Source organism: Roseibium aggregatum IAM 12614, from assembly GCF_000168975.1.
Classification (GTDB): domain Bacteria; phylum Pseudomonadota; class Alphaproteobacteria; order Rhizobiales; family Stappiaceae; genus Roseibium; species Roseibium aggregatum.
Genome location: NZ_AAUW01000001.1, coordinates 490,560 through 512,879 on the forward strand (window position 1 = coordinate 490,560; position 22,320 = coordinate 512,879).

The following is a 22,320-nucleotide window of genomic DNA, read 5'->3' on the forward strand; positions in this document are numbered from 1 at the left end:
CAGACCAGCAACGTCTCATCACCCAACCCCCGCAGCGTGTTTTTCACGCCGTATCGGCTCAAAGCCGACGACCGGCACTATCGCTGCCGGTCCTATCAATAGCAACGAAAGCTCTCACGTTAGGTTAATGGCAAAACGGCGGAACCAGGGAAAGTTTCAGGGGGTTTCCCCGGATCGGGCAGCTTCGTGAAGACGTTCGAAAATCTCGTCCAGCACAGCTTTCTGGTCATCCGTCAGCGCGTCTTCCAGGTTTTTGGAGTAGGCGAGCGCCTGGGGGACGATTTCCTCGTACATGGCGTTGCCTTTTTCCGACAGACTCAAGCTCTGTTCCCGTTGGTCCTCCCTGTTCTTGTCACGCAGCAGAAGGTCGCGTTTTTCCAGCGCCGCGACTGCCCGGCTAACCTTGGTCTTGTGCATGGAGGTTGCCTGGCTGATGTCCCGCGCGGTCATGGCCTTGCATTCGCCGAGGGTTGCCAGGACACGCCATTCGGCAATGCCGATGCCATATGTGTCGGCATAGATCCGGGAAAAGGATCTGCTGACGGTCTCCGCCAGATGGTTGAGCCTGTAAGGCAGAAAGGCGCCCAGCTTCAGGACAGGTTTGGAAGGTACCTTGCCGGGGGAGGCAGCGGATTTGGACCCTTGCTGATCGCACATGAATAAGTCGACGCCTTGGAGCTTCGTTGTGCCTGATGGAACAGGCAGATGAACAATGCCGTTATCCGGCCATTTTCTGTGACTAGCAAGTATATCCGACTGAAGAACCCTGGAAAGACTCCCCGGCCAGCTACGAAAAAGTAGCAGGATTGAAAGCAAGCCCGACGGAGAGCTTACTCAGGTGCAGTCAAAATAAGGCGAATGAGCTGACCTATCTGTTGATAAAGAAGGAATAGTTAAGGAATTGGCGAGTGAAAAATTGCGAATCAGACACTGAAACTGAGACGCTTCAGTCAACAGGAAAAAGCGCGGCAAAAATGGCGCAGGCCGATACAGGCAGTCAGACATCTGACAGGAAAGCGAGACCGCTATGGTAGAGATGACAAACAGGTCCGAAGCCGTTCCGGGCGATAACGAACGGTTCGAGGAGCTTGGACGCGGCTGTTATGCCTATAGCGCGGACGGCTGCTCAAACACCGGTGTTGTCATCGGCGACAACGGCGTTCTGATTGTCGATGCGCAGGCGACACCCGCTCTTGCGGAAAAGGTGCTGCAGAAGGTTCGCGAACTTACGGACAAGCCCGTCAAACAAATTGTTCTGACCCACTTCCATGCAGACAACACACTTGGCGCTCTGGCCTTTGAGCCGGGAGAAGTCATTGCGTCCGATCTGACCAAGCGAATGATGGAAACGCGCGGCGTCGAAGAGATCCGCCTGGCGCGGCAGCGGGATGCCGCGCTGTTTGCTGATCTGCCCGGAAACACCGGCGTAAGCATGCCCTCCATGACCATAGCCTCGTCGATGACCATCGACCTTGGCGGGCTGGACGTTCGGCTGATGCATCTGGGCCGGGCTCATACGATGGGCGATCTGGTGGTCTGGGTTCCGCAGAGTGGCGTGATCTTCGCCGGTGACCTGGTGCAGAAATCCGCTGTTCCCTATTGCGGTGACGCGCACCTGGCCGACTGGCCCCGTGCACTCGACCGTATCAGGGCCTTCCGCCCGACCGCACTGATGCCGGGCCGTGGAAAGTCTGCCATCGGTGCACAGGCCGTTGCAACCGCTGTTGAAACAACCCGCGATTTTGTCGTCACCCTTCGGGATGCGGCCGCTGCATGTGTTGAACAGAGCCTTGGACTGAAGGACACTTTTCAGGCGGTACGCGACGCATTGGCGGGCCGCTTCGGATCGAAGACAGATTTCGAGTTCCATCTGCCCATCAGCGTCGCACGGGCTTACGACGAGGCGCTTGGCCTCGACCAGCCGCAGGTATGGACGCGGGAACGGATCGCCGATCTTTATGACGCTCTGGACGGGACCTCAGCCACGTCTGAGGCCGCAACAGGCCAGTCCGCAGAAGAGGCTGCGGTGACCGAGGCTCCGTCACAGGAGGCAGACGCTGAAGCGCCTGTTGCCACCAGCGACGCCAAGGCGTCCGATCTCGTGTCAGACAGTGATTTTGCCGCCTCGCTTGCGCTCGGCTCTGAAGACGAACTTGCGACTGACGGCAAAGACATGGAACTTGCGGCGGAGGACATCGTTGAAGATGACAAGCCGTCAGACGCTGATGAAACTGCGTCGTCGGACAAGTCTTCTGCCGACAAGGTTCTGGAAGACGCCCGCTAACAGCGCTTTCAAAACCGGTTGAGAAAATTCGTGAGACGCGCGCCATCCGGGCGCGCGTTTTGTTTTGGGATCGACGCTTGATCGCGCTTTCGTGAACCCCACATGTTGAGCGGTCGAAAATCTGGAGGATTTCTAATGCGTTTTCTGGTTGCTGCCGCTCTTGGCGCTTCTTTGCTGCTGCAAGGCGTCGGCGCTGCCCTCGCGGCAGACGAACCTGATCTGATCTTCAAGAAGTCGACCGTTTGGAAGTTCCTCACGCCCGACCACAAGCTGGCGACCTACGCGATAGACGACCCGATCGTTGAAGGTGTCGCCTGCCACTTCACGGTTCCGGAGAAGGGCGGTGTTTCCGGGTGGCTGGGTGTTGCGGAAGAAGTATCGGACGTCTCGCTGGCCTGCCGTCAGGTAGGGCCGATCACGATCAAGGAAGACTTCGAGCAGGGCGAGGAAATGTTCCGCCAGCGCCGTTCGTTCGTTTTCAAGAAGATGCGCATCGTCCGAGGCTGTGATGCCAAGCGGAATGTTCTTGTTTATCTTGTCTATTCCGACAAGCTGATTGAGGGTAGCCCGAAAAACTCGACCTCAACCGTACCGTTGATGCCATGGGGAGATCAGCCGCCGCCAAAATGCGCTGACTTTTTGAAGGACTGAGGCTGCAGACCAAATGGCTCGTGGGGCGCGGATCAGTCCGCGTCCAGCGTTTCCAGTTGTTTCGGGCCAGGCAGCTCGGCATCCGCGCAAAAGTTCTTGTACAGCACTGACATGATGTCCCGAACCGGTTCGCTGGCGAGCTGGTAATAAATTGTCGTGCCTTCACGACGGGTGGTGACGAGCCCCTGCGCACGCAGAAGCGCAAGCTGTTGCGAAACGGTAGGCATGCGCATGCCGGTCTTTTCGGCCAGCTCGCCAACGCTGCGTTCGTTGTCGAGGACAAGACACATCAACAGCAATCGCGGAGCGGATGCCATCATCTTTAAGAAATCAGCCGCAGATTGTGCTTTATCTTCTAGTGCTTTGTAGTCCATCGGAAGACCTTGCCAAACATCGGAGTAAACTGCAAGCAAAGAGGCTGGGACTTCCTCTGCGTGAATGGTCGCGGGCAAGTTTCCCACTGTTTTCGCGGTGTCTCAACTTTAAAGGTGTGCTCAGTTCCTGAGCAACTTTTACCGGTCCCTGCAATGCTCGCGAACGCGCTTTTATATCCGACTGGCCACCGTGACAATGATATTTCCGTTGCCACAGCCCGTGCCGGTAGTCAGGCACATGCCTTTTTGCTGGGCTTCCTGGCCAAAAGCCTTGGTACCGTCGGTAATTGCGATGATGGCCGCAAACGGGCCACCCAGGATGAGGGCGAGGAACATGAGGACGAAGAGGCGGTTCAGCATGGGTAACTCCAGATGGCAATCCGTATCGATTGACTGGAGATTAGTCGGGCCGGCTTGAACCCATGCTGAGTGCCATATTCAGCTAACGTTCAGATACGTAAACGGAAATAAAAATCAATTATAACAATGAGTTAATCCATCAGAGGTTCTGCGTCATCGCCGTGCGCAGTGCTTCCAGAAGCACCTTGTCACGGTTGTAGATGTCTTTTCTGAAATGGGTCGACCCGTCTTTGTTCATCCACGCAGTCAGATACGTCAGATGAACGTCGATCTCGACCTTTGGCTTGACGACGGTGCGTTCGCCGCCGTCGCGGATGGCTTCCCAGTGGCCAGGTGTTGCGTCGGAATCGACCAGGAGAACATCTGCCAGGGCGAAAGGATCCGAGACGCGAATGCAGCCGTGACTGAACGCACGCTCTGCTCTGGCGAACAGGGACTTGGAAGGCGTGTCGTGAATGTAGATGTTGAAACGATTGGGGAACATGAACTTGATGCGGCCGAGCGCATTGTCCGCACCCGGGTCCTGGCGCAGGCGGAACGGGAAGTTGCCGCCTGAATAGCTGTTCCAGGCAACCTGTGTCGGCGCGACTTCATTGCCTTCCTGAAATACCCGGATGCTCTTTCCATTAAGCGCTGTCGGGTTCTGTTTCAGTTTCGGAAGGTATTCCTTGGTGGCAATGGAATAAGGCACGTTCCAATAGGGGTTGATCTCGACATATTCCAACCGGTCTGAAAATACCGGCGTCGCATGGTAGGGCTTGCCCACGACGACCCTGGCCGTGTGTATGGTCTTGCCGTCTCGCACCACTTTCAGGTTCTGGTCTGCCAGATTGACGAACACATAGAACTGCCCCGGATCGTCCGGCATCCAGCGCCGCCGCTCCATGTTGAGCTCCATCTGGATGAGCTTTTCCTGAATGGGGATGTTGAGCTGGGCAATCGTGTCCTTGCCGATGACGCCATCGGTCTCAAGGCCATGATATTCCTGAAACAGCTTGACGGCTTCCACCAGGGCGCCGTCATAGATGTCGCCGGTATGGTCGGCTGCACCTGGGATATCTTCTTCGGCCAACCGGGTTCGCAGAACGGTCAGGCGCGGATCGCTCATGCCCGGTTTCAGAACTTCGCCTTCCGGCACCTGCGCAAAGCCACCGGCTGCTGCCTTTTCCCGGTATTGGGCGAGACGCCGCTTCAGGCGGGCGTAATTGTCGGTCTGCGGTGCAAGGCTCTCCAGAAACGCTCCGAAATCCACGGCCTGCTCGGCGTTTTCAAACAGTGTTTGGGGATCTGGCCTGTCCGGAAACAGGTTCAGGGCCTTGTTGACCTTGTTGGGCTGGACGCGGCCGGAGGAAAGGTGGGTCGCATAGCGCAGGAACTGAACGGAAAGGTCCAGATCGAACTGGGCCCATTCTGCTTCACTTTGGGCGGTTTCCGAGCGCTTGATGAAGCCGAGGGGATCATAATTGTTGGGGTTTAGCGCGTGGTCGTTTGCTGCCGCCATTGCGGCAATGGCCAGGTGAGCGTCTTCCGTCAGGCCATTTTCATTGAACCAGACGGGCGCAAATGCGCGTTCGCCATAGTAAAGTGCCAGGCCTTCGGGCACTTCCGACGACATATGCGCCTGGATGGCCTTGGCAATCGGGGTCTGCGGGTCCTTGAACGCAGCGGGCGGGGAGACTTGCGTCTCACTGCCCGACGGAGCCTCGGTCTGGGCCTGGCTGGTAGGTGCTGCAAGTGGTCCTGACAAAAACGCAGTCAGCGCAAAAAGAAGACCGAAATATCTATTACGGCACGTGCAAATCATTCCCATCGGAAATACCCCCTCTGATTCCCAGCCGGCAAAGTCTAGTGCATCTTGCACGTAATTGAACTCTGTTCAGCTACCTTGTTCTTGTAAAATCGATCACGTTTCTTTCCGTTCCCAGGAGAGTGTGCGCCGTTCTCGAAAATCTTCTCACGCAGTGACGCACCTGGGGCACAACGCAGACAAATTGGCGTTCCGACGGCAACAGCAGCCTTGACCGGGTTCTGTTTTCCGGTCCATAAAGCGCACCATGATGACGGCCACACGGAACATCATTTCGATCACCATTATTTGCAGCTAGCGACACCGCTGGCTGTGGCCGTTCCCTCTTGGCAAAATTTCCTTTGAGACGGACCGCCCGGCCAGCCGGCCAGGAGACCGTTTGACATGAGCGCCGCTGAGACAGAGACATCCGGCACTTTCAAGGGCTTGAAGCTCACCAACACATTGACGCGCCAGAAAGAGGACTTCAGGGCGATCGATGACGGGAATGTGCGTCTCTACGTCTGCGGACCGACGGTCTATGACTTTGCCCATATCGGCAATGCGCGACCGGTCATCGTCTTCGACGTGCTCTTCCGGCTTCTGCGACATCTTTACGGTGCGGACCACGTTACCTATGCGCGCAACATCACCGACGTTGACGACAAGATCAACGCACGGGCCCTGCGCGATTTCCCCGATTTGCCGCTCAATGAAGCCATTGCCCGGGTGACACAAAAGACGGCGGACCAGTTCCACAAGGACATCAGGTCTCTTGGCGTTCTGGAGCCGAGCATCGAGCCGCGCGCAACACAGCACATCGGCGGCATGGTCGAGATGATCGCGGCGCTGATCGAGAAGGGCCACGCCTATCAGGCCGGCGGCGAAGTGCTGTTCGATACGCAGTCCATGCCCGACTACGGCGGCCTGTCAAAACGCAAGCTGGATGAGCAGCTTGCCGGGGCCCGCATTGCGGTGGACGCGCACAAGAAGAACCCAGGAGACTTTGTGCTCTGGAAACTGTCTTCCGACGAGGAGCCCGGCTGGGACAGCCCTTGGGGCAGGGGACGTCCCGGCTGGCACATCGAGTGCTCGGTCATGAGTGCGCAGCATCTCGGCGAGGTTTTCGATATTCATGGCGGCGGGCTGGATCTGATCTTCCCGCACCACGAAAACGAAATCGCCCAGTCCCGCTGCGCGCATGGCACCAAGGTCATGGCCAACTACTGGATGCATAACGGCTTCCTGCAGGTGGAAGGCCGGAAGATGTCAAAGTCCGAGGGCAACTTCTTCACCATCCAGGAGCTTCTGGAAACCGACAGCTTCGGCGGCCGAAAGTGGCCGGGCGAAGTGCTGCGTCTTGCCATGCTGATGACAAACTACCGCGAGCCGATCGACTTCTCGAAGCGCAAGCTGGAAGAAGCGGAAAATCTACTGGCCCGCTGGCCGGACCCTGTCGAAACGGATGCGGCGCCCGCCGCCGAAGTGCTGGACGCCCTTCTGGACGACCTGAACACCGCAGGTGCGATCCAGGCACTCCACGCGCTTGCCGTCGAGGCGTCCAAGGATCCCGCCAAGCTGACCGTTTACTCTGCCTCCGCCGCGCTCCTCGGTGTTCACCCGGTCAAGGCGGATCTGTCCGGCGTTGATGAGGCGGCCATTCAGGCAGCCATCGAAAAACGCCTGGAAGCGCTCAATGCCAAGAACTGGGCGGAAGCCGACGCGATCCGAGATGATCTGACGTCTCAGGGAATTCTTCTAAAGGATTCAAAAGACTCAGAAACCGGTGCCCGCGTGACAACCTGGGAAGTCAAACGGTGAGACGGTGCCAGGCGGAAAGACGGGATACCCCCCTCTGTCCACTAGCGCGGACATCTCCCCCGCAAGGGGGGAGAGGGGCGTATGCCGCCCGGCTTTACTCTGGTACTCCACGCTCCAAGGCTTGGACGGGAAAACCGCTGAAGGTTGGACTGGGTCAGGATATCACTGTTTGGCTCCGAGGCGCCGCAAATACCTCTCTCCCCCTTTGCGGGGGAGATGTCCCTGCAAGGGACAGAGGGGGGTATGCAACCCTTGCGACATATGCAGAGTATCGGTCTCGGCAAGGAGGTCGCTACATGCCGCACCAGTCTGTTTCCAAGCAACTCAGATCCAACGCCAAACGCCTGCGTTCGCAAATGACGGACGCTGAAAAGAAGCTTTGGCATGTGATCCGGGCACATCGGCTGGAAGGGATTTCCTTTCGCAGGCAGATGCCGATCGAAGGGGTCATTGTCGATTTCGCGGCACCTGCTCATCGCTTGATCATGGAACTGGACGGATCCCAGCACGCAGAACTGCAGGGCCAGGTGCGTGACATCGCGCGCGACCGCAAGTTTCGGGCTCTCGGCTGGACGACCTTGCGCTTCTGGAATGCGGAGGTCATGCAGGATCTCGACGGCGTCTGCCGCAAGATCCTGAACGCTTGTGGCAAGGAGAACTTCTGATGGCAGGCGATGTTCAAAAGCTGAGCGGCGGTTGCCAGTGCGGCGCGGTGCGCTACAAGGTGACGGGGGAGGTCGGCCATCCTCACCTGTGCCATTGCCGCATGTGCCAGAAGGCATCAGGGAACTTCTTTCTGCCGTTGATCGGTGCTGCGAAGAAAGACTTCGTGTGGACGCGCGGTGAGCCCGCCTGGTTCCACTCATCCAGACCCGTACGCCGCGGTTTCTGCGGAACCTGCGGCACGCCGCTGGCTTTCGATACGGTTGGCGACGACCACATTGCCTTTACCCATGGCAGCCTGGACGACGTGGTTGCGGTCACGCCTGTCGAACAGTCCGGTGTCGAGGGCCGCGTGCCGTTCTACGGGCATCTTTTCGAACTGAGTGAAACACTGTCCAACCGGGATGACTTGCCAGGCGGGATCGATGATGTCTCGTCAACCAACAATCAGCATCCGGATCACGACACGGATCAATGGGAGGTGAGGGGCGCATGACGGAGATCCATTCTGGCGGCTGTCAGTGCGGGGCCTTGCGGTTCAAGGTTGAAGGGCCTTTGGGCGAGGCTTCCATTTGCCACTGCCGCATGTGCCAGAAAGCCTTCGGCAGCTTTTACGCACCGCTGGTCAGCGTGCCTGCAGCCTCCAGGCTTGTCTGGACACGCGGGTCGCTGAAGCATTTTCAAAGTTCCAATCATGCCTCACGGGGCTTTTGTGCAGAGTGCGGCACGCCGCTGACCTATGAAGCGCCGGACGGCATCGCCTTGGCCATCGGAAGTTTCGATGATCCCTCGCAGATCCCGCCAGGCATTCAGTTCGGGGTCGAGGCGAAGCTGCCTTACACCGATCGCATGGGGCAAATTCCCGAACGGGTGACGGAAGACGATATGGAGGCGGCCCCCTTTCTGGCGTCGCTGGTTTCTTTCCAGCACCCCGACCACGACACAGACACCTGGCCACCGGTTCGCACCGGGGCCAACGACAACGAATAAAAGACAGCCCGACGCTGCTCAGGATACGGATATGACCAAGGAACGGCTTTTTCTTTTCGACACGACGCTGCGGGACGGCGCCCAGACCAGCGGGGTCGACTTCTCCGTCAACGAGAAGGTTGTGGTCGCTGAACTGCTGGAGCGTCTTGGCGTCGACTACATTGAAGGCGGTTACCCGGGCGCCAATCCGACCGACAGCGAGTTCTTCAGCCAGAAGCGGACGCGGAAAGCCACTTTCACCGCCTTCGGCATGACCAAGCGCGCGGGCCGATCGGCCGCCAACGATCCGGGGCTTCAGGAAGTGCTGTCCGCCAGCGCCGATGCCTGCTGCTTCGTGGCCAAGGCCTGGGACTATCATGTGCGGGTCGCGCTTGGCTGCAGCAACGAGGAAAATCTGGATTCGATCTTCGAGACCGTTACCGCGGCGGTTGATGCCGGCAAGGAAGCGATGATCGATTGCGAACACTTCTTTGACGGTTTCAAGGCCAATCCGGCGTACGCCCTCGATTGCGCTCGCACCGCCTATCATGCCGGAGCTCGCTGGATCGTGCTGTGCGACACCAACGGCGGCACGCTGCCTGACGAGATCTTCGACATCGTCACCAAGGTTCAGGAGGTCGTTCCCGGAACGCATCTTGGCATCCATACTCATGACGATACCGGCCATGCGGTCGCCAATTCGCTGGCAGCGGTGGAAGCGGGTGTGCGCCAGATTCAGGGGACCTTGAACGGCCTTGGCGAGCGCTGCGGCAACGCCAACCTGATTACCCTGATCCCGACGCTCAAACTGAAATCGTCATACGCTGACCGGTTCGAGATTGGTGTCAGCGATGCGCAGTTGAAGGAGATCACCGCGATCTCCCATGCGTTCGACGAAATCCTCAACCGATCTCCGGACCGGCAAGCGCCCTACGTGGGCGAAACCGCCTTTGCCACCAAAGCGGGCATTCATGCCTCGGCAATCCTGAAGGATCCGCAGACCTATGAACATGTGACACCGGAAAGCGTCGGCAACCAGCGCCGGGTTCTGGTGTCCGACCAGGCTGGAAAAAGCAATCTTCTGGGCGAACTGGCCCGTGTCGGCATCGAGGTCGACAAGGCCGACCCGCGTCTCGACCTGCTGCTGGCCAAGGTCAAGGAACGGGAAGCCGAAGGCTACGCCTATGAAGCTGCCGACGCCTCGTTCGAGCTGCTCGCCCGTCGGGAACTGGGCGAAGTGCCGCGTTACTTCGCGGTCGAATCCTTCCGCGTGATGGTGGAGCGCCGGTTCAATGCAATCGGCGATCTGGTCACCGTTTCGGAAGCCGTGGTCAAGGTCGATGTCGATGGCGAGACCCGGATGTCGGTCTCCGAGGGCAACGGCCCCGTCAACGCCCTCGACATGGCTCTGCGAAAGGATCTGGGCAAGTATCAGTCGGCCATCGACGGTCTGGAACTGATCGATTATAAGGTGCGCATCCTCAACGGTGGCACGGGCGCGGTCACACGCGTTCTGATCGAAAGCCAGGACACTGTCACGCACCGGCGCTGGTTTACGATTGGGGTGTCCTCCAACATCGTCGACGCCTCTTTCCAGGCCCTGGTCGACTCCATCACATTCGCGCTGATGAAAGCCAACGTGGCCTGATCCTGGTCCACGCGTTTTCAGGCGTCAGAAAGGCAATGCCATGTCGCAGACGGTGACCAGCACCGAAGCGAGCACCGAATTCCGTCACGGCCTCCTGTTCGGCCTGGCGGCATACGGCATGTGGGGCTTTCTTCCGGCCTACTACAAGCTGACCGAAACCGTGCCGGCAGACCTGGTGGTGTCGCATCGCATTCTCTGGTCGGTGCTGTTTGTCGGCCTGTTTCTTTATGCGCGCGGCCGCTGGCAGGAAGTGGTGGATGTTTTCCGCCAGCCGAAGGTGCTGATGGGGCTGACGGTGTCGGCCACATTGATTGCCGTCAACTGGCTGACCTTCGTCTGGGCCATCGCTGAAAATCATGTGCTGGATATTTCGCTCGGATACTTCATCAACCCGCTGGTCAGCATTCTGGTCGGCCTGTTCGTGCTGCGGGAAAAACTGACGACCTGGCAGGGCATCGCCGTTGGCGTTGCCGCCCTTGCCGTCGTGCTGCAGGCGATCCTGGCAGGCGGACTTCCCTGGGTATCGCTGGTGTTGGCGTTTTCCTTTGCCGGCTATGGCTACGTGCGCAAGGTCGTGCCGGTGAAGGCCACGCCGGGGCTCTTTGTGGAGACCATCGTCCTGTTTCCGCTTGCTGCCGGCTACATGCTCTTGAGCCTGAGCTGGGGTGACGATGCATTGGTGCTGAACGATCCGCCGGTGCTGCTTGCCCTTGTGGGAACGGGCATTGTCACGGCTTTGCCGCTGATCTGCTTTTCATCCGCTGCCAGGCGTCTGCCTCTCTTCATGCTGGGGCTGATGCAATATATGGCTCCGTCCATGCACTTTCTGATGGCCGTCTACATCTGGGGTGAGCCGCTGGACACGACCAAGCTGATGACGTTCGGCATGATCTGGGCTGCCCTGGCGGTGTTTTCCTACGACAGTTGGCGCCGTTACCGGCTGAACCAGCGTGTTTCGCGCTAAGGGTCATGTTGCCAGAAGCGTCAGGTTAAGCGGAGCGCGTGCCTAGTCAGTGTAGACCAACTGCCCGCGCCCGCTGCGTTTAGCGCCATAAAGTCTATGGTCGGCGGTCTTCAGGGCATCGCCGAACTTACCGGCCTCCAGCCGCGCGACTCCGATGCTGGTCTTCATCAGGTGTTCGTCACCGTCCTGCCGGACAGGGGACGCCTGAATGGAGTCCAGAAGGTTTTGCAGCCCTTCGATGACCTCTGTCTCCTCCTTGTCCCTAAAGACGATGCAGAATTCGTCGCCGCCGAGCCGCGAGACGATGTCGCCTTCCTTGGCGAGCTTCATCATGTGCCGGGCGAAATTGACCAGAACCGCATCGCCGAAATCGTGTCCGAGTGAATCGTTGATGGCCTTGAAGGAGTCGAGGTCCATCAGGGCAATCCAGTGCGCGCGCCCTTCCGAAGCCGGCCAGGTCGCAATCGACCTGGTGGCCTGTTCCAGCAGGTAGCGGCGGTTGTAGAGCCCCGTAAGAGCGTCCCGCATCGCCATGTTGTTGAGTTCTTCGATCCGGTAGATGTAATCGAGGTTCTGCGACACCCTCAGCAGCAGTTCTTCCGGTGGGCAGTTCTTGTCGACGAAGTCCGCTGCGCCGTATTTCAAGAACCGGACCCGGTTGTCCGGATTTGCGTAGGACGACATGCCGATAACGCCGACCTTTTCCGGGTCGTGCACTCTGCGCACCGCCTTCAGAAAGGCAAAGCCGTCCTTTTCCGGCATGAAATAATCCGCCAGAACCAGTTTGATGTCCTTGTGCTGCTTCAGGGTTTCCAGAGCTTCGTCGGTGGAGCCTGCCTGATAGATCTTGTAAAGATGCTTGCCGACGATCTGGGAAATCATCTCCCGTTCGACGGCTGAATCGTCCAGCACAAGAATGCCGATCTTGGGGTTCTGGGCCAGTTTCCGGATCAGGTCCGCGACATAGTTCAAGCTGCCGGGCGAGTCCTTCAGGACATAGTCGATGACGCCCTTTTCCAGAAACTTGCTGCGGGTCTTCGGGTCGAACCGGCTGGTGAAAACGATGGTGGGAATGTTCCACTTTTCGCACAGATCGACGATTTCCCCATCCGGTGCGTCCGGCAGGGTCAGATCGACAAGAGCGAGATCGGGTTCGCCAATGGGCAGATTGAGGCAGTTTTCAGCTTCTTCATAGCTTCGCGCAACCATGATCTGGTGGCGGCCGACCTCATGCAGTTTCTTGACGATTGCCTTCTCGAAAAACGCTGCATCTTCAACAAGAAGGGTAGTTTGCATTGAGTAGCCTGTTTCGCCAGCGTCTTACACAACGGTCCCATTCAACTTCGAGGACAGTAACTCGAACCGGGTCCGACAGTCACAGTCGCGGGAAAGTCTTGCGATAGTCTATACAGGGTAGACCTTTAGAGATCGGTTACCGTTGCGCAGGCTTCTTCGGTAGGAAGGGGTTCGCCGTTGAGGGCCCGGCGCAGCATGGGCACGACATCGTCTACGGACCGGGCAACAAGATAGGGAACTTCCGTGTCCGGGCGGATGTATCCCTGCGCCCGCATATGATCCAGAAGTTCCAGCAGCGGTGACCAGAAGCCGTTGATATTGGCAAGTGCCACCGGCTTGCGGTGCTGGCCCAACTGCGCCCAGGTCATCATTTCAACGACTTCTTCCAGCGTGCCGATGCCGCCGGGCAAAGCGATAAAGGCGTCGGATTTCTCGAACATCAGATGCTTGCGCTCATGCATGTCCTGCGTGATGACCAGGTCTTCCAGCGTGTCCAGCATCACCTCGCGTTTTTCCAGGAAGCGCGGAATGATTCCCGTCACCTTTCCGCCGGCTTCCAGGGCGGCGTTCGCAACTGTTCCCATCAGGCCGACAGAGCCGCCGCCATAGACAAGTCGAAGACCAGCCTCGGCGATAAGCTGTCCCAGACGGGTGGCGGATGCTTCGTGTGCCGGGTCGGAACCAAAGCTGGACCCGCAGTAAACACAGACGCTTGTAAGCTGATTTTGAGAAACCGTATTCATGACGCAAAGATGTGGCATTCAGAGCGGCAAAAGGTCAAGCATTCTGTTTGAAAGGCCTTGGTTCTGAACCAGCTTTTCTTGCCGCGCCCGGAAAAGACGTTTATGCATGAAACAGGATCTGACAATGGCCGGTAACAACGCAAAAACGGGCCGGTAAGGCCAGGGGATTGGCTGAGACAAGCAGCACCCACAAGGGTGTAAACAGGGGAACGGATTTGGAGAGCGCCGCAACGGCTGGCTGCTTTCCCGGCGGGATGACAATGAACAACAAGACACTCATCTGGACTTTGATCGTAGCCGTGCCTGTGGGTCTGGCCGCCCTGGTGACAGGCTATATTTATCGTGACACAGGGCGCCTGCCTTTCCAGAGCGGTACCGACATCGCCGCAACGCCGTCCGTGTCCGGTGACGGCTCGACTTCGGAGCAATCTTCAGGGTCGCCAGCCAGCGCCGGGGACCAGGCAGCGAAGACCGCTGAGGCGGATGCTTCGAAAGACGAACCAGCAGCAGATCCGGCGATATCCGGCCCGAGCTTTGACGTTGTCGGGGTGGAGCCGACCGGGGAAACGGTTGTGGCCGGCCGCTCGGTCGCAGGCGCCATTGTTGCCCTGACCGCAAACGGCAAGGTTGTCGGCAAAAGCATTGCCAATGAAATCGGTGAATGGACCATCATTCTGGATGAGCCTTTGAAGCCGGGCGACTATGACGTTGGCCTGGAAGTGCACGACGACACCGGAAAACCGATTGCCACTTCCAAGGAACATCTTGCTGTGTCTCTTCCGGAAGGTGGCAAGGAACAGCCGCTCGTGGTTTTGAACACGCCTGACGGCCCGTCCGACATCCTGCAGAAACCGGATACCGAACAACAAGTCGCATCGGCAGCAATCGCTGCTCCCGCCGCTGAGGGCACTGCCGCGCAGGCTGGAGGCGTAGCCGCTGAGACTGGCGTTGCCGCTGGAAAAGCAACCGCAGAAACCGCCGAAGGCACGACAGAGCAGACCGCAGTAGCCTCCGCCGAGGCAGCATCATCCGCAACAGGCACTGCAGCGCCAGATGCAAACGGCAGCGGCGGTTCCGCTTCCACGGCTGCAGCACCGGCACAACCTGCCGCAGATGCGTCCGCCGGGGAGACCGAGGCTGCTTCAACGCAAGCAGGTACGGCTCCGGCAGCCGATACGAGCCAGCAGACAGCCGCTGATACGGCCGAAACCGGTGGACAGCAGGACAATGCTACAGACGTTGCGAAGGCTGACCAGAATGAAACGGCTGCGGTTCCGGAGGCGGCTTCGGATGCTCCGACCGTGACGGTGGAAGCGGTGGAATCTGAACAAGACAAGGTCTTCATCGCGGGAACTGGCGAGCCGGGCTCATCTGTCCGCGTATATGTCGGCGACGAGTTTCAGGGTGAGGCCAAGGTTGGTTCTGGTGGCAAATGGCTCGTCCAGGGCGGCAAGAATATTGCTGAAGGCAATGTCGAGGTTCGCGCCGATCTGATTGGCGAGGATGGCAATACGGTCGATGCCCGTGCCGCCGTGACCTTTGAGAAGGAACAGGACAAGCAGATTGTGCTGACCAAGGTCATCGCAAGCGGTGAGGGCGCCGGGGCTGAAGGCCAGGGCGCTGAAGTGAAAAAGGCCCTTCCGGTCGTGATCATCCGCAAGGGCGACAACCTGTGGCGCATCTCCCGGCGTCTTTATGGCGAGGGCTTCCGCTACACCACGATCTATAAGGCCAACCAGGAGCAGATCCGCAATCCGGACCTGATCTATCCGGGGCAGGTGTTCCTGACACCTGAAGGCGACCTGAACTGGCCGAAGCCGAAGGAAAACAACGGTTGAGAGCCGGCGGCACCTGCTGAAGACGTCAGCTTTGCGCGCCGGATCAACACCTGCCTGGCCTGATCGAAGGCCAGGGCCCGTTGCATAAGTTATTGGGTTCTTTTGTATCTTCCAATCGGAAAACCAAGACGTTCCAACATCGGCGCCCATCATGCAGTGTTCGGCGGGACACTTTGGCGACATGCGCCCAAGAAGGCAGGAGGCGGAACGAGCCTCTGCCTTTTTGCCGCAACCCCTTGTTTTTTTCATGATTCATCGCATATCAACGATGAAACAAACAATCGTGAATGAGGAAACCGCCCCATGAACGGGACGGATCTGCCGGCGGGTGGAAACAGCAAGGACGAAAGGGAAGATCTGGCAAGCTGCGAGGACCTTGCGGCTATTTTCCGCGCGCTCGGACATCCGGCCCGGCTGGCAATCATCAAGCAGCTCGCAAGCCGAAAGGGCGCTTGCTGCGGAGAGATCGTCAGTCATCTGCCGTTGGCCCAGTCGACCGTGTCGCAGCACTTGCAGGTGTTGAAGGACGCGGGGCTTTTGTTCTGCGACACCCGTGGCCGAAACTGCCACTATGCGCTCAATTGGCAAATGCTCAGTCTGGCCGGGTGCCGGACGAGGGATTTCTGGGAGCGCCTGAATGCGGCGCAGCCCGAAGAGGCAGAGCAGCCAGCCGGCACACTTCCGGTTTCCGCTACAGACTAACCCAAACGGCCGCCTTCCGTGGCCTGGAGATTTTGTGTGACCGATCAGACAGCGACCACGCCGCAAAAGCCTTCGGCTGCGGCTTCCGGCAGCCAATCCGCTCAAGCTCACATCCGCAAGCCAGTCAACGCAGACGAAGGCAGCACCTTCACGACGCTGGCCAATCTGTGGCCCTACATCTGGCCGTCCAACCGGCCGGATCTGAAGCAGCGTGTTCTTCTGGCCATCTTCACCTTGATCATCGCCAAGATCGTGACGGTCCTGTCGCCGTATTTCTTTGCCTGGGCAACGGACGCGCTGACAGGTGAGGGGTCCAACCTGCCTGCTTTCCTTGTAGCTCCGGTCATGCTGGTGCTTGCCTATAACGCGGCCCGCGTTTTGGCGGTGGCTTTCAACCAGTTGCGCGATGCCCTGTTTGCGCGGGTCGGCCAGCATGCCGTGCGCCAGCTTGCCATTCTGACGTTCCGCCACCTGCACCAGCTTTCCCTGCGCTTTCACCTTGCCCGGCGGACGGGCGGGCTCAGCCGGGTGATCGAGCGCGGGGTCAAGGGGATCGAGGCGATTGTCCGCTTCACCATCTTGAACGGCATTCCCACGGTTCTGGAATTTGCCATCATGGCGGCCGTGATCTGGTACCAGTTCGGCTTTCTCTATGTGGTCATTGTTGCGGTGATGATTGTTGCCTATGTCTGGTTCACTATCAAAACCTCTAACTGGCGCATCGGCATTCGCCGCGAAATGAACGACAGCGACACGGATGCCAATTCCAAGGCCATCGACAGTCTGCTCAACTTCGAAACGGTCAAGTATTTTGGCAACGAAAACATGGAAGCCGCGCGCTTCGATGTGTCCATGGCAAGATACGAAAGCGCCGCCACCAAAACCTGGACATCCCTTTCCTGGCTCAACTTCGGTCAGGCGGTGATCCTCGGCATCGGCATGGCAGCCTGCATGGGCCTGTCCGCGCAGGCCGTCCTTGCGGGTGAACAGAACATTGGCGACTTCGTTCTGATCAACGCTCTGCTGATGCAGATTTCCATCCCGCTCAATTTCATCGGCTTTCTTTACCGGGAAATCCGTCAGGGCCTTGCGGACATTGAATCCATGTTCGACCTGTTGATGGTGCCGGCTGAAATCGAAGACAAGCCGGACGCGAGCCCGCTGAAGGCTGTTGAAGGCAAGATTGCCTTCAAGAACGTGCGCTTTCACTACGATGCCGACCGGCCAATCCTCAAGGGGATCGACTTCGAGGTTCCGGCCGGCAAGACGGTTGCCATCGTGGGGCCATCTGGGGCGGGCAAATCGACAATCTCCCGTCTTCTGTTCCGGTTTTACGACGTCACCGACGGTGCGGTGGAGATAGATGGCCAGGATGTGCGCGACGTCACCCAGGAAAGTGTGCGCCAGGCCATCGGCATGGTTCCCCAGGACACGGTGCTCTTCAACGACACGATTGCCTACAACATCCGCTACGGCCGTCCGGACGCAAGCGATGAAGAGGTCCGGGAAGCTGCGCGCATGGCGCAGATCCACGACTTCATCGAGCGGCTACCGCAGGGCTATAACGCCGAGGTTGGCGAGCGCGGACTGAAGTTGTCCGGCGGTGAAAAGCAGCGTGTTGCGATTGCCCGCACGATCCTGAAATCGCCGCCGATCCTCATTCTCGATGAGGCAACCTCGGCGCTCGACACCCACACGGAACGCGAGATCCAGTCGGCGCTGGACGAGGTTTCGCAGGATCGGACGACCCTGGTGATTGCTCACCGTCTATCCACCGTGGTGAACGCGGATCAGATCATCGTTCTGGAAGCTGGCGAGATTGCCGAGCGCGGCACCCATCAGGAGCTGCTGGCCAAGGAGAACGGTCTTTATGCATCCATGTGGGCTCGTCAGCGCGAGGCGGACGAAGCCGAGGAACGGTTGCGGGCAGCACGGGAAAACGACGAACTCGGCATCGTCACGCGCGGCCAGAGGGCAGACTACGTTCCGGCGAAATAGGGGCGGTGAAGTCTTCTGTCGTCGTCCCGGCTCAGGCCGCACGGATTGTTGGCTGTCCCTGGTCATTGTCACTGGCCGAGAGGTCCGTTGAGGCCACCTTATAAGCTTGCGCGGTTTCAGCCTTGCTGAACAAAAGGCTTGAGATTGCTCCTGCCAGACGGCGCAGTTCGGCGTGACGGGCCGCGCGGGCGCGGGCTTCAAAGATATCTCCTGTATGTGTCATGGCGCTCTCCATCGCTAAGGGTGAGCTTTTATCTCATATTGCTTAGTTTCGAAGAATGAGGCTTAAATAGAAATAATTCTTCGAAAGAGTGGAATAATGAGACTGGAAGACCTGCAGTTTTTTGTCCGCATAGCGGAACTCGGCAGCATGGCAGCGGCCGGCCGGGAAATAGGCCTGTCGCCTTCTGCCGCCAGCACGCGGCTGACCGGCCTGGAAAAAGCCTTCGGATCTCAGCTTTTTGCCCGCACCACCAGGCGCACGACACTGACCGAAGCCGGCCGTGTGCTGCTGCAGCACGCGCGCACCGCGGTTGGCGAGATCGAACAGGCCCGCTCCATACTGGAAGCGTCAACTGAAGCTCCGCGCGGTTCGCTTCGGTTTTCCTGCAACACCTTCTTCGGTCGCAAACACATTCTGCCCTATCTGGTGGAGTTCCATGAGCTTTACCCGGACATTCGACTGGAAATGGACTTTTCCGACCGGATTGTGGATGTCATCGAGGAAGGCTACGACATGGCCGTGAGGGGCGCGCCGCTCACGGATTCCTCGCTGCTGGCCCGCAAGCTTGGCGGCAATCCAAGGGCCCTGTGCGCTTCTCCGGACTATCTGGCCCGCAAAGGTGTGCCGCGCACACCGGAAGATCTAGCCAACCACGACTGTATCGCCATGGCGTCGATGCCGTACTGGTATTTCAACGGACCGGAAGGCGAGATAGCCTTCGAGATCCGGAAGCCGATCATCAAGGGCGACAGTGGCGACCTGACCTATGATGCCGCGCTTCACGGCCTTGGCCTCAGCCTGAAATCGCTGGCGCATGTCTGGGAGGACCTGCGCGACGGGCGGCTGGTGGCGGTTCTGCAGGACTATACCATTGCCCGCACAGGCGCGATCTGGGCCGTTTATCCGCCAAGTCAGTTCGTCCCGCCCAAGGTAACGGCTTTTGTCGATTTCCTGATTTCAAAATACGGACGGCCACCCTATTGGGAGAGTGACTACCGAACGGCTGCAATTGGCAAAAGCGGGTCGTAAACCGTGTGATTTTCAAGAAAAGCCGGTTCTCTTTACCTTGAAAAGCCACTAGAAGCGGGGCAGAAGCTAAAGCGCAAAGGGTGCGTTAGGGCTCTTCGCCGCGACCGCGCCTGCCTGCAGGCAGCAACTGAAAGTGAAGATAACAATATGTCGATAGTCGATTCCGTCTCCAAGGCCATGGTGCCGATCCATCGTGAGGGCTGGCCCTTCATCGCGATTGCTCTGGTGGCGACGCTCGTTATCGGCTGGTTCATCGATCCCTTGTTCTGGGTCGGCCTCTTCCTCACCGGTTGGGTCTGCTACTTCTTCCGTGATCCCAAGCGCGTGACCCCGGTTGGCGAAGGACTGGTGATTTCCCCGGCTGACGGTGTCGTCAGCCTTGTCGGCCTCGCGCGTCCGCCTGCGGAACTGGAGCTGGGCTCCGAACCGCTGATGCGCGTCTCCGTTTTCATGAATGTGTTCAATTGCCATGTGAACCGCGCACCTGTGGGGGGGCGGATCGAACGGGTGGCCTATCGGGCCGGCAAGTTCCTGAACGCCGAACTGGACAAGGCCAGCGAAGACAACGAGCGCAATGGCCTGGTTATCGACACGGGTCATGGCCGCATCGGCGTCGTGCAGATTGCCGGTCTGGTTGCCCGACGCATTGTCTGCTTCGTCCGTGAAGGCGAAACCCTGTCTGCGGGTGAGCGGTTCGGTCTGATCCGTTTCGGCTCACGTCTTGATGTCTACTTCCCGGCCGGCACCCAGCCGAAGGTCGCTCTGGGCCAGACCATGATTGCCGGTGAAACGGTGCTGGCCGATTTGTCCGCGCCGCAAAGCCCGGCGCAATCCCTGACCCGAGTAAGCTGAGGCAACCGTGAACGAAACGCCCGACCATGGATCGTCCGACGTCCGCAGGACACCGCGTTTCCGGCGTGTGCCGCTGCGCCTGATCATCCCGAACATGGTGACCCTTCTGGCGCTGTGCTCCGGCCTGACAGCGGTACGCATGGCGTTCGAGGGGCGTTGGGAATTTGCGGTCGGCGCCATTCTGGTCGCCGCGGTGCTGGATGGTCTGGACGGACGTGTCGCTCGCATGATGAAGGGGACGTCGCGGTTCGGGGCGGAACTCGATTCCCTGTCCGATTTCGTCAATTTCGGCGTGACGCCGGCCTTGATGCTCTACCTGTGGATCCTCAAGGATGCCGGCAACATGGGGTGGATCGCGGCTCTGATCTTCGCAATTTCAGCGGCCCTTCGCCTGGCACGTTTCAATGTTGCGCTGGACGATCCGAACAAGCCTGCCTGGGCATCGCGTTTTTTCACCGGGGTTCCGGCACCCGCCGGGGCGCTGACCGTGCTCCTGCCGCTGTATCTCGACTTCCTCGGCCTGTTTCCCCACTGGTTTGCGGATGATGCTTTCGTTGCGGCCTACACCATCGGCGTCGCCTTCCTGCTGATCAGCCGTTTGCCGACCTATTCCGGCAAGACGCTTGGAACAAGGGTTCGCCGCGACTTCGTGCTGCCGTTGTTCCTGGTTGCCGTGCTGATCGTGGCCATGACTGTTTCCTATCCCTTCCGCATGCTTGCCGGGGGCGCGGTATTGTATCTGCTGACCATCCCGTTCTCCTGGCGCGCACACAGAAAGCTGGTTCTGGCCGATACCACCCTGGGCTTCGAAGACGACGGCGATGAATGCGACATCGATCTCGACAATATCGCCGACAGGGACAAGGACCACGGCGGCTGATACGTGTCTGCTCGGGTATCGGTAATGCTCGAAACCGCCGCACGAAGCGGTTCAGGAAAGCACCTGAACCGTTCCTCCAGGCCATTCATGCTTTGCAAAGCCGTAGGTCTCTTTCACCTTTGAGGCGCATCCACCAAGCTTACAGTCTGGCGGATGGCTTGGTCTTGCATTAAGGGAGCGGCGTCTTAGGCGCTCTGCGTCTACTTTGAACGTACCCTTATGAATTTCTGCTCGGTAACGGACTTGCCCCATTGATCGCCGTCGTATTCCTCGACGAGGGTGAAACCGTTTTTCTCGTAAAGCGCGCGTGCTGCGTCGAGCCCCTTGAGCGTCCACAGGTGGATTTCGTCGAAGCCGAGATTGTCCGAATGGTCGAGCGCCTTCTGGAGCAGGGCTCTTCCAACTCCCTTGCCCCGCAGGCGTTCGGACAGGATGAACCAGCGCAGGTGGGCGATGTTGTTGCCGAGATCTTCGCCGTCAATGGTGATTGAGCCGATGACAGCGCCGTTTTCCAGCACGCTCCAACTGTTGTTCATCGGGTTGCCGACGCGTGGCATGAATTCGGCCATGGCTTTTGAAACGACGCTTTCAAAGGTCGGTCCCATGCCGATGATGTGGCCATGGGTGCGGGCATGCATGCTGGCAATGTCACCGATCATCCCGGTTTGATAGCCTTCGGCGATGGTGAACTGCGGCTGATAGTCGGTCGCCGCTTCCTGAGGAGCGGCAAGGGCTTCCGCATACGCGGACATGGCGTCGCAAATCTCCTGGGCCTTCTCTCCATTGATCTTGTCGAGAGCCCGTCGGGCAAGAGCCTCGCCGTAGCTGTCGATTTTTGAAAAAGTCGCTTTTCCGGCTTCTGTCAGGGTCAGACCAAACGACCGGCCATCACTGTCAGACCGCGTTTGCCTGATGTCGCCGCGTGCCTCCAGCGACTTCAGCAAGCGGCTGATGGTTGATTTTTCGAGCTTGAGCCTCGCCGAGATCTCCTTGGCGGTAATGCCGGGGTTCAAACCGATCTCCATCATCGCATGAACGCCCGATCCGGACAGGTCCGTACCGGCAATGGTCTTGTCGAGAAAACCGAATTCGCGGACCAGTTGGCGCGATGCTGCGCGGATGTCGTTGACGAGGGTGGAGGAGTGCTGGGACATGCAGAAACCTATATAGTTGTATATTGCAACTATATGACTCAACTTGCGGAAGTTCAAGGGAATTTCGTGAGGTTGCGCGACGAGA

Annotated in this window: 22 protein-coding genes; 14 read left to right on the forward strand and 8 right to left on the reverse strand. The window is 58.8% G+C overall.

The window, feature by feature from the left end; translation table 11 throughout:
* Positions 1–156 precede the first annotated feature (156 nt).
* Positions 157–657 carry a MarR family winged helix-turn-helix transcriptional regulator gene (locus SIAM614_RS02265; RefSeq protein ID WP_006931731.1) on the reverse strand — a complete coding sequence of 167 codons (501 nt, stop codon included), beginning with the start codon at positions 655–657 and terminating at the stop codon, positions 157–159.
* 370 nt (positions 658–1,027) lie between these two features.
* Between SIAM614_RS02265 and SIAM614_RS02270 the strand changes: the two genes are divergently transcribed.
* Both SIAM614_RS02270 and SIAM614_RS02275 read left to right on the forward strand, forming a co-directional pair.
* A complete protein-coding gene (locus SIAM614_RS02270; RefSeq protein WP_157139624.1) occupies positions 1,028–2,284 on the forward strand; it encodes an MBL fold metallo-hydrolase in 1,257 nt (418 codons plus the stop codon).
* 135 nt (positions 2,285–2,419) lie between these two features.
* A complete protein-coding gene (locus SIAM614_RS02275; protein WP_006931735.1) occupies positions 2,420–2,935 on the forward strand; it encodes a CreA family protein in 516 nt (171 codons plus the stop codon).
* Positions 2,936–2,967: 32 nt separating this feature from the next.
* On the opposite strand, the gene SIAM614_RS02280 is transcribed toward SIAM614_RS02275, so the two are convergent.
* The 3 genes from SIAM614_RS02280 to SIAM614_RS02290 form a co-directional block, all read right to left on the reverse strand.
* Positions 2,968–3,309, reverse strand: coding sequence for an ArsR/SmtB family transcription factor (locus SIAM614_RS02280; RefSeq protein WP_040438805.1), 342 nt, complete (start codon positions 3,307–3,309; stop codon positions 2,968–2,970).
* Between the two features lie 171 nt (positions 3,310–3,480).
* Positions 3,481–3,669: a hypothetical protein gene (locus SIAM614_RS02285; RefSeq protein ID WP_006931740.1), complete on the reverse strand. Its 189-nt coding sequence runs from the start codon at positions 3,667–3,669 to the stop codon at positions 3,481–3,483.
* A 139-nt stretch (positions 3,670–3,808) separates the two neighbouring features.
* Positions 3,809–5,416 (reverse strand): L,D-transpeptidase family protein, encoded by a 1,608-nt coding sequence (locus SIAM614_RS02290; protein WP_006931742.1) that lies wholly within the window; start codon positions 5,414–5,416, stop codon positions 3,809–3,811.
* A gap of 444 nt (positions 5,417–5,860) precedes the next feature.
* Here SIAM614_RS02290 and cysS point away from each other — a divergent pair, with 444 nt between their 5' ends.
* The 6 genes from cysS to rarD all read left to right on the forward strand — a co-directional run bounded on the left by cysS (position 5,861) and on the right by rarD (position 11,520).
* On the forward strand, positions 5,861–7,276 hold the full coding sequence (gene cysS, locus SIAM614_RS02295) for a cysteine--tRNA ligase (RefSeq protein WP_006931743.1): 1,416 nt from the start codon (positions 5,861–5,863) through the stop codon (positions 7,274–7,276).
* Positions 7,277–7,572: 296 nt separating this feature from the next.
* On the forward strand, positions 7,573–7,941 hold the full coding sequence (locus SIAM614_RS02300; protein WP_006931744.1) for an endonuclease domain-containing protein: 369 nt from the start codon (positions 7,573–7,575) through the stop codon (positions 7,939–7,941).
* Positions 7,941–8,435 carry a GFA family protein gene (locus SIAM614_RS02305; RefSeq protein ID WP_006931745.1) on the forward strand — a complete coding sequence of 165 codons (495 nt, stop codon included), beginning with the start codon at positions 7,941–7,943 and terminating at the stop codon, positions 8,433–8,435. The genes SIAM614_RS02300 and SIAM614_RS02305 overlap by 1 nt, the downstream gene beginning before the upstream one ends.
* Entirely contained in the window at positions 8,432–8,929 is a 498-nt protein-coding gene (locus tag SIAM614_RS02310; RefSeq protein ID WP_157139626.1) for a GFA family protein, read from the forward strand. The genes SIAM614_RS02305 and SIAM614_RS02310 overlap by 4 nt, the downstream gene beginning before the upstream one ends.
* A gap of 31 nt (positions 8,930–8,960) precedes the next feature.
* Positions 8,961–10,556 carry a citramalate synthase gene (cimA, locus tag SIAM614_RS02315; RefSeq protein ID WP_006931747.1) on the forward strand — a complete coding sequence of 532 codons (1,596 nt, stop codon included), beginning with the start codon at positions 8,961–8,963 and terminating at the stop codon, positions 10,554–10,556.
* Between the two features lie 40 nt (positions 10,557–10,596).
* Positions 10,597–11,520: an EamA family transporter RarD gene (rarD, locus tag SIAM614_RS02320; RefSeq protein ID WP_006931748.1), complete on the forward strand. Its 924-nt coding sequence runs from the start codon at positions 10,597–10,599 to the stop codon at positions 11,518–11,520.
* Between the two features lie 42 nt (positions 11,521–11,562).
* On the opposite strand, the gene SIAM614_RS02325 is transcribed toward rarD, so the two are convergent.
* Both SIAM614_RS02325 and SIAM614_RS02330 read right to left on the reverse strand, forming a co-directional pair.
* On the reverse strand, positions 11,563–12,816 hold the full coding sequence (locus SIAM614_RS02325) for a GGDEF domain-containing response regulator (RefSeq protein ID WP_006931750.1): 1,254 nt from the start codon (positions 12,814–12,816) through the stop codon (positions 11,563–11,565).
* 125 nt (positions 12,817–12,941) lie between these two features.
* Positions 12,942–13,559: an LOG family protein gene (locus SIAM614_RS02330; protein ID WP_006931752.1), complete on the reverse strand. Its 618-nt coding sequence runs from the start codon at positions 13,557–13,559 to the stop codon at positions 12,942–12,944.
* Positions 13,560–13,819: 260 nt separating this feature from the next.
* Between SIAM614_RS02330 and SIAM614_RS02335 the strand changes: the two genes are divergently transcribed.
* From SIAM614_RS02335 to SIAM614_RS02345, 3 genes are all read left to right on the forward strand, one after another.
* A complete protein-coding gene (locus SIAM614_RS02335) occupies positions 13,820–15,397 on the forward strand; it encodes a LysM peptidoglycan-binding domain-containing protein (RefSeq protein WP_157139627.1) in 1,578 nt (525 codons plus the stop codon).
* A 303-nt stretch (positions 15,398–15,700) separates the two neighbouring features.
* Complete coding sequence (locus SIAM614_RS02340) at positions 15,701–16,099, forward strand: ArsR/SmtB family transcription factor (protein ID WP_006931759.1); 399 nt, start codon at positions 15,701–15,703, stop codon at positions 16,097–16,099.
* 111 nt (positions 16,100–16,210) lie between these two features.
* Positions 16,211–18,097: an ABCB family ABC transporter ATP-binding protein/permease gene (locus SIAM614_RS02345; RefSeq protein WP_040438966.1), complete on the forward strand. Its 1,887-nt coding sequence runs from the start codon at positions 16,211–16,213 to the stop codon at positions 18,095–18,097.
* A gap of 31 nt (positions 18,098–18,128) precedes the next feature.
* On the opposite strand, the gene SIAM614_RS02350 is transcribed toward SIAM614_RS02345, so the two are convergent.
* On the reverse strand, positions 18,129–18,320 hold the full coding sequence (locus tag SIAM614_RS02350; protein WP_157139628.1) for a hypothetical protein: 192 nt from the start codon (positions 18,318–18,320) through the stop codon (positions 18,129–18,131).
* A 96-nt stretch (positions 18,321–18,416) separates the two neighbouring features.
* On the opposite strand from SIAM614_RS02350, the gene SIAM614_RS02355 reads away from it, so the two are divergent.
* From SIAM614_RS02355 to SIAM614_RS02365, 3 genes are all read left to right on the forward strand, one after another.
* On the forward strand, positions 18,417–19,349 hold the full coding sequence (locus tag SIAM614_RS02355; protein WP_006931764.1) for a LysR family transcriptional regulator: 933 nt from the start codon (positions 18,417–18,419) through the stop codon (positions 19,347–19,349).
* 114 nt (positions 19,350–19,463) lie between these two features.
* Positions 19,464–20,201 carry a phosphatidylserine decarboxylase gene (locus tag SIAM614_RS02360; RefSeq protein ID WP_081455173.1) on the forward strand — a complete coding sequence of 246 codons (738 nt, stop codon included), beginning with the start codon at positions 19,464–19,466 and terminating at the stop codon, positions 20,199–20,201.
* Between the two features lie 67 nt (positions 20,202–20,268).
* A complete protein-coding gene (locus SIAM614_RS02365; protein WP_006931768.1) occupies positions 20,269–21,081 on the forward strand; it encodes a CDP-alcohol phosphatidyltransferase family protein in 813 nt (270 codons plus the stop codon).
* Positions 21,082–21,281: 200 nt separating this feature from the next.
* Here SIAM614_RS02365 and SIAM614_RS02370 read toward each other — a convergent pair whose 3' ends face one another.
* Positions 21,282–22,235, reverse strand: a complete 954-nt coding sequence (locus tag SIAM614_RS02370; RefSeq protein ID WP_006931770.1) for a bifunctional helix-turn-helix transcriptional regulator/GNAT family N-acetyltransferase — start codon at positions 22,233–22,235, stop codon at positions 21,282–21,284.
* Positions 22,236–22,320: the final 85 nt, after the last annotated feature.

What these genes read in the sequence shown, in the direction of transcription:
- SIAM614_RS02340 (WP_006931759.1), top strand. Translation starts at nt 15,701, where the DNA reads ATGAACGGGACGGATCTGCCGGCGGGTGGAAACAGCAAGGACGAAAGG.
- cysS (WP_006931743.1), top strand. Translation starts at nt 5,861, where the DNA reads ATGAGCGCCGCTGAGACAGAGACATCCGGCACTTTCAAGGGCTTGAAG.
- SIAM614_RS02305 (WP_006931745.1), top strand. Translation starts at nt 7,941, where the DNA reads ATGGCAGGCGATGTTCAAAAGCTGAGCGGCGGTTGCCAGTGCGGCGCG.
- SIAM614_RS02300 (WP_006931744.1), top strand. Translation starts at nt 7,573, where the DNA reads ATGCCGCACCAGTCTGTTTCCAAGCAACTCAGATCCAACGCCAAACGC.
- SIAM614_RS02270 (WP_157139624.1), top strand. Translation starts at nt 1,028, where the DNA reads ATGGTAGAGATGACAAACAGGTCCGAAGCCGTTCCGGGCGATAACGAA.
- cimA (WP_006931747.1), top strand. Translation starts at nt 8,961, where the DNA reads ATGACCAAGGAACGGCTTTTTCTTTTCGACACGACGCTGCGGGACGGC.
- SIAM614_RS02355 (WP_006931764.1), top strand. Translation starts at nt 18,417, where the DNA reads ATGAGACTGGAAGACCTGCAGTTTTTTGTCCGCATAGCGGAACTCGGC.
- SIAM614_RS02330 (WP_006931752.1), bottom strand. Translation starts at nt 13,559, where the DNA reads ATGAATACGGTTTCTCAAAATCAGCTTACAAGCGTCTGTGTTTACTGC.
- SIAM614_RS02325 (WP_006931750.1), bottom strand. Translation starts at nt 12,816, where the DNA reads ATGCAAACTACCCTTCTTGTTGAAGATGCAGCGTTTTTCGAGAAGGCA.
- SIAM614_RS02265 (WP_006931731.1), bottom strand. Translation starts at nt 657, where the DNA reads ATGTGCGATCAGCAAGGGTCCAAATCCGCTGCCTCCCCCGGCAAGGTA.
- SIAM614_RS02350 (WP_157139628.1), bottom strand. Translation starts at nt 18,320, where the DNA reads ATGACACATACAGGAGATATCTTTGAAGCCCGCGCCCGCGCGGCCCGT.
- SIAM614_RS02280 (WP_040438805.1), bottom strand. Translation starts at nt 3,309, where the DNA reads ATGGACTACAAAGCACTAGAAGATAAAGCACAATCTGCGGCTGATTTC.
- SIAM614_RS02275 (WP_006931735.1), top strand. Translation starts at nt 2,420, where the DNA reads ATGCGTTTTCTGGTTGCTGCCGCTCTTGGCGCTTCTTTGCTGCTGCAA.
- SIAM614_RS02335 (WP_157139627.1), top strand. Translation starts at nt 13,820, where the DNA reads ATGAACAACAAGACACTCATCTGGACTTTGATCGTAGCCGTGCCTGTG.
- rarD (WP_006931748.1), top strand. Translation starts at nt 10,597, where the DNA reads ATGTCGCAGACGGTGACCAGCACCGAAGCGAGCACCGAATTCCGTCAC.
- SIAM614_RS02285 (WP_006931740.1), bottom strand. Translation starts at nt 3,669, where the DNA reads ATGCTGAACCGCCTCTTCGTCCTCATGTTCCTCGCCCTCATCCTGGGT.
- SIAM614_RS02370 (WP_006931770.1), bottom strand. Translation starts at nt 22,235, where the DNA reads ATGTCCCAGCACTCCTCCACCCTCGTCAACGACATCCGCGCAGCATCG.
- SIAM614_RS02310 (WP_157139626.1), top strand. Translation starts at nt 8,432, where the DNA reads ATGACGGAGATCCATTCTGGCGGCTGTCAGTGCGGGGCCTTGCGGTTC.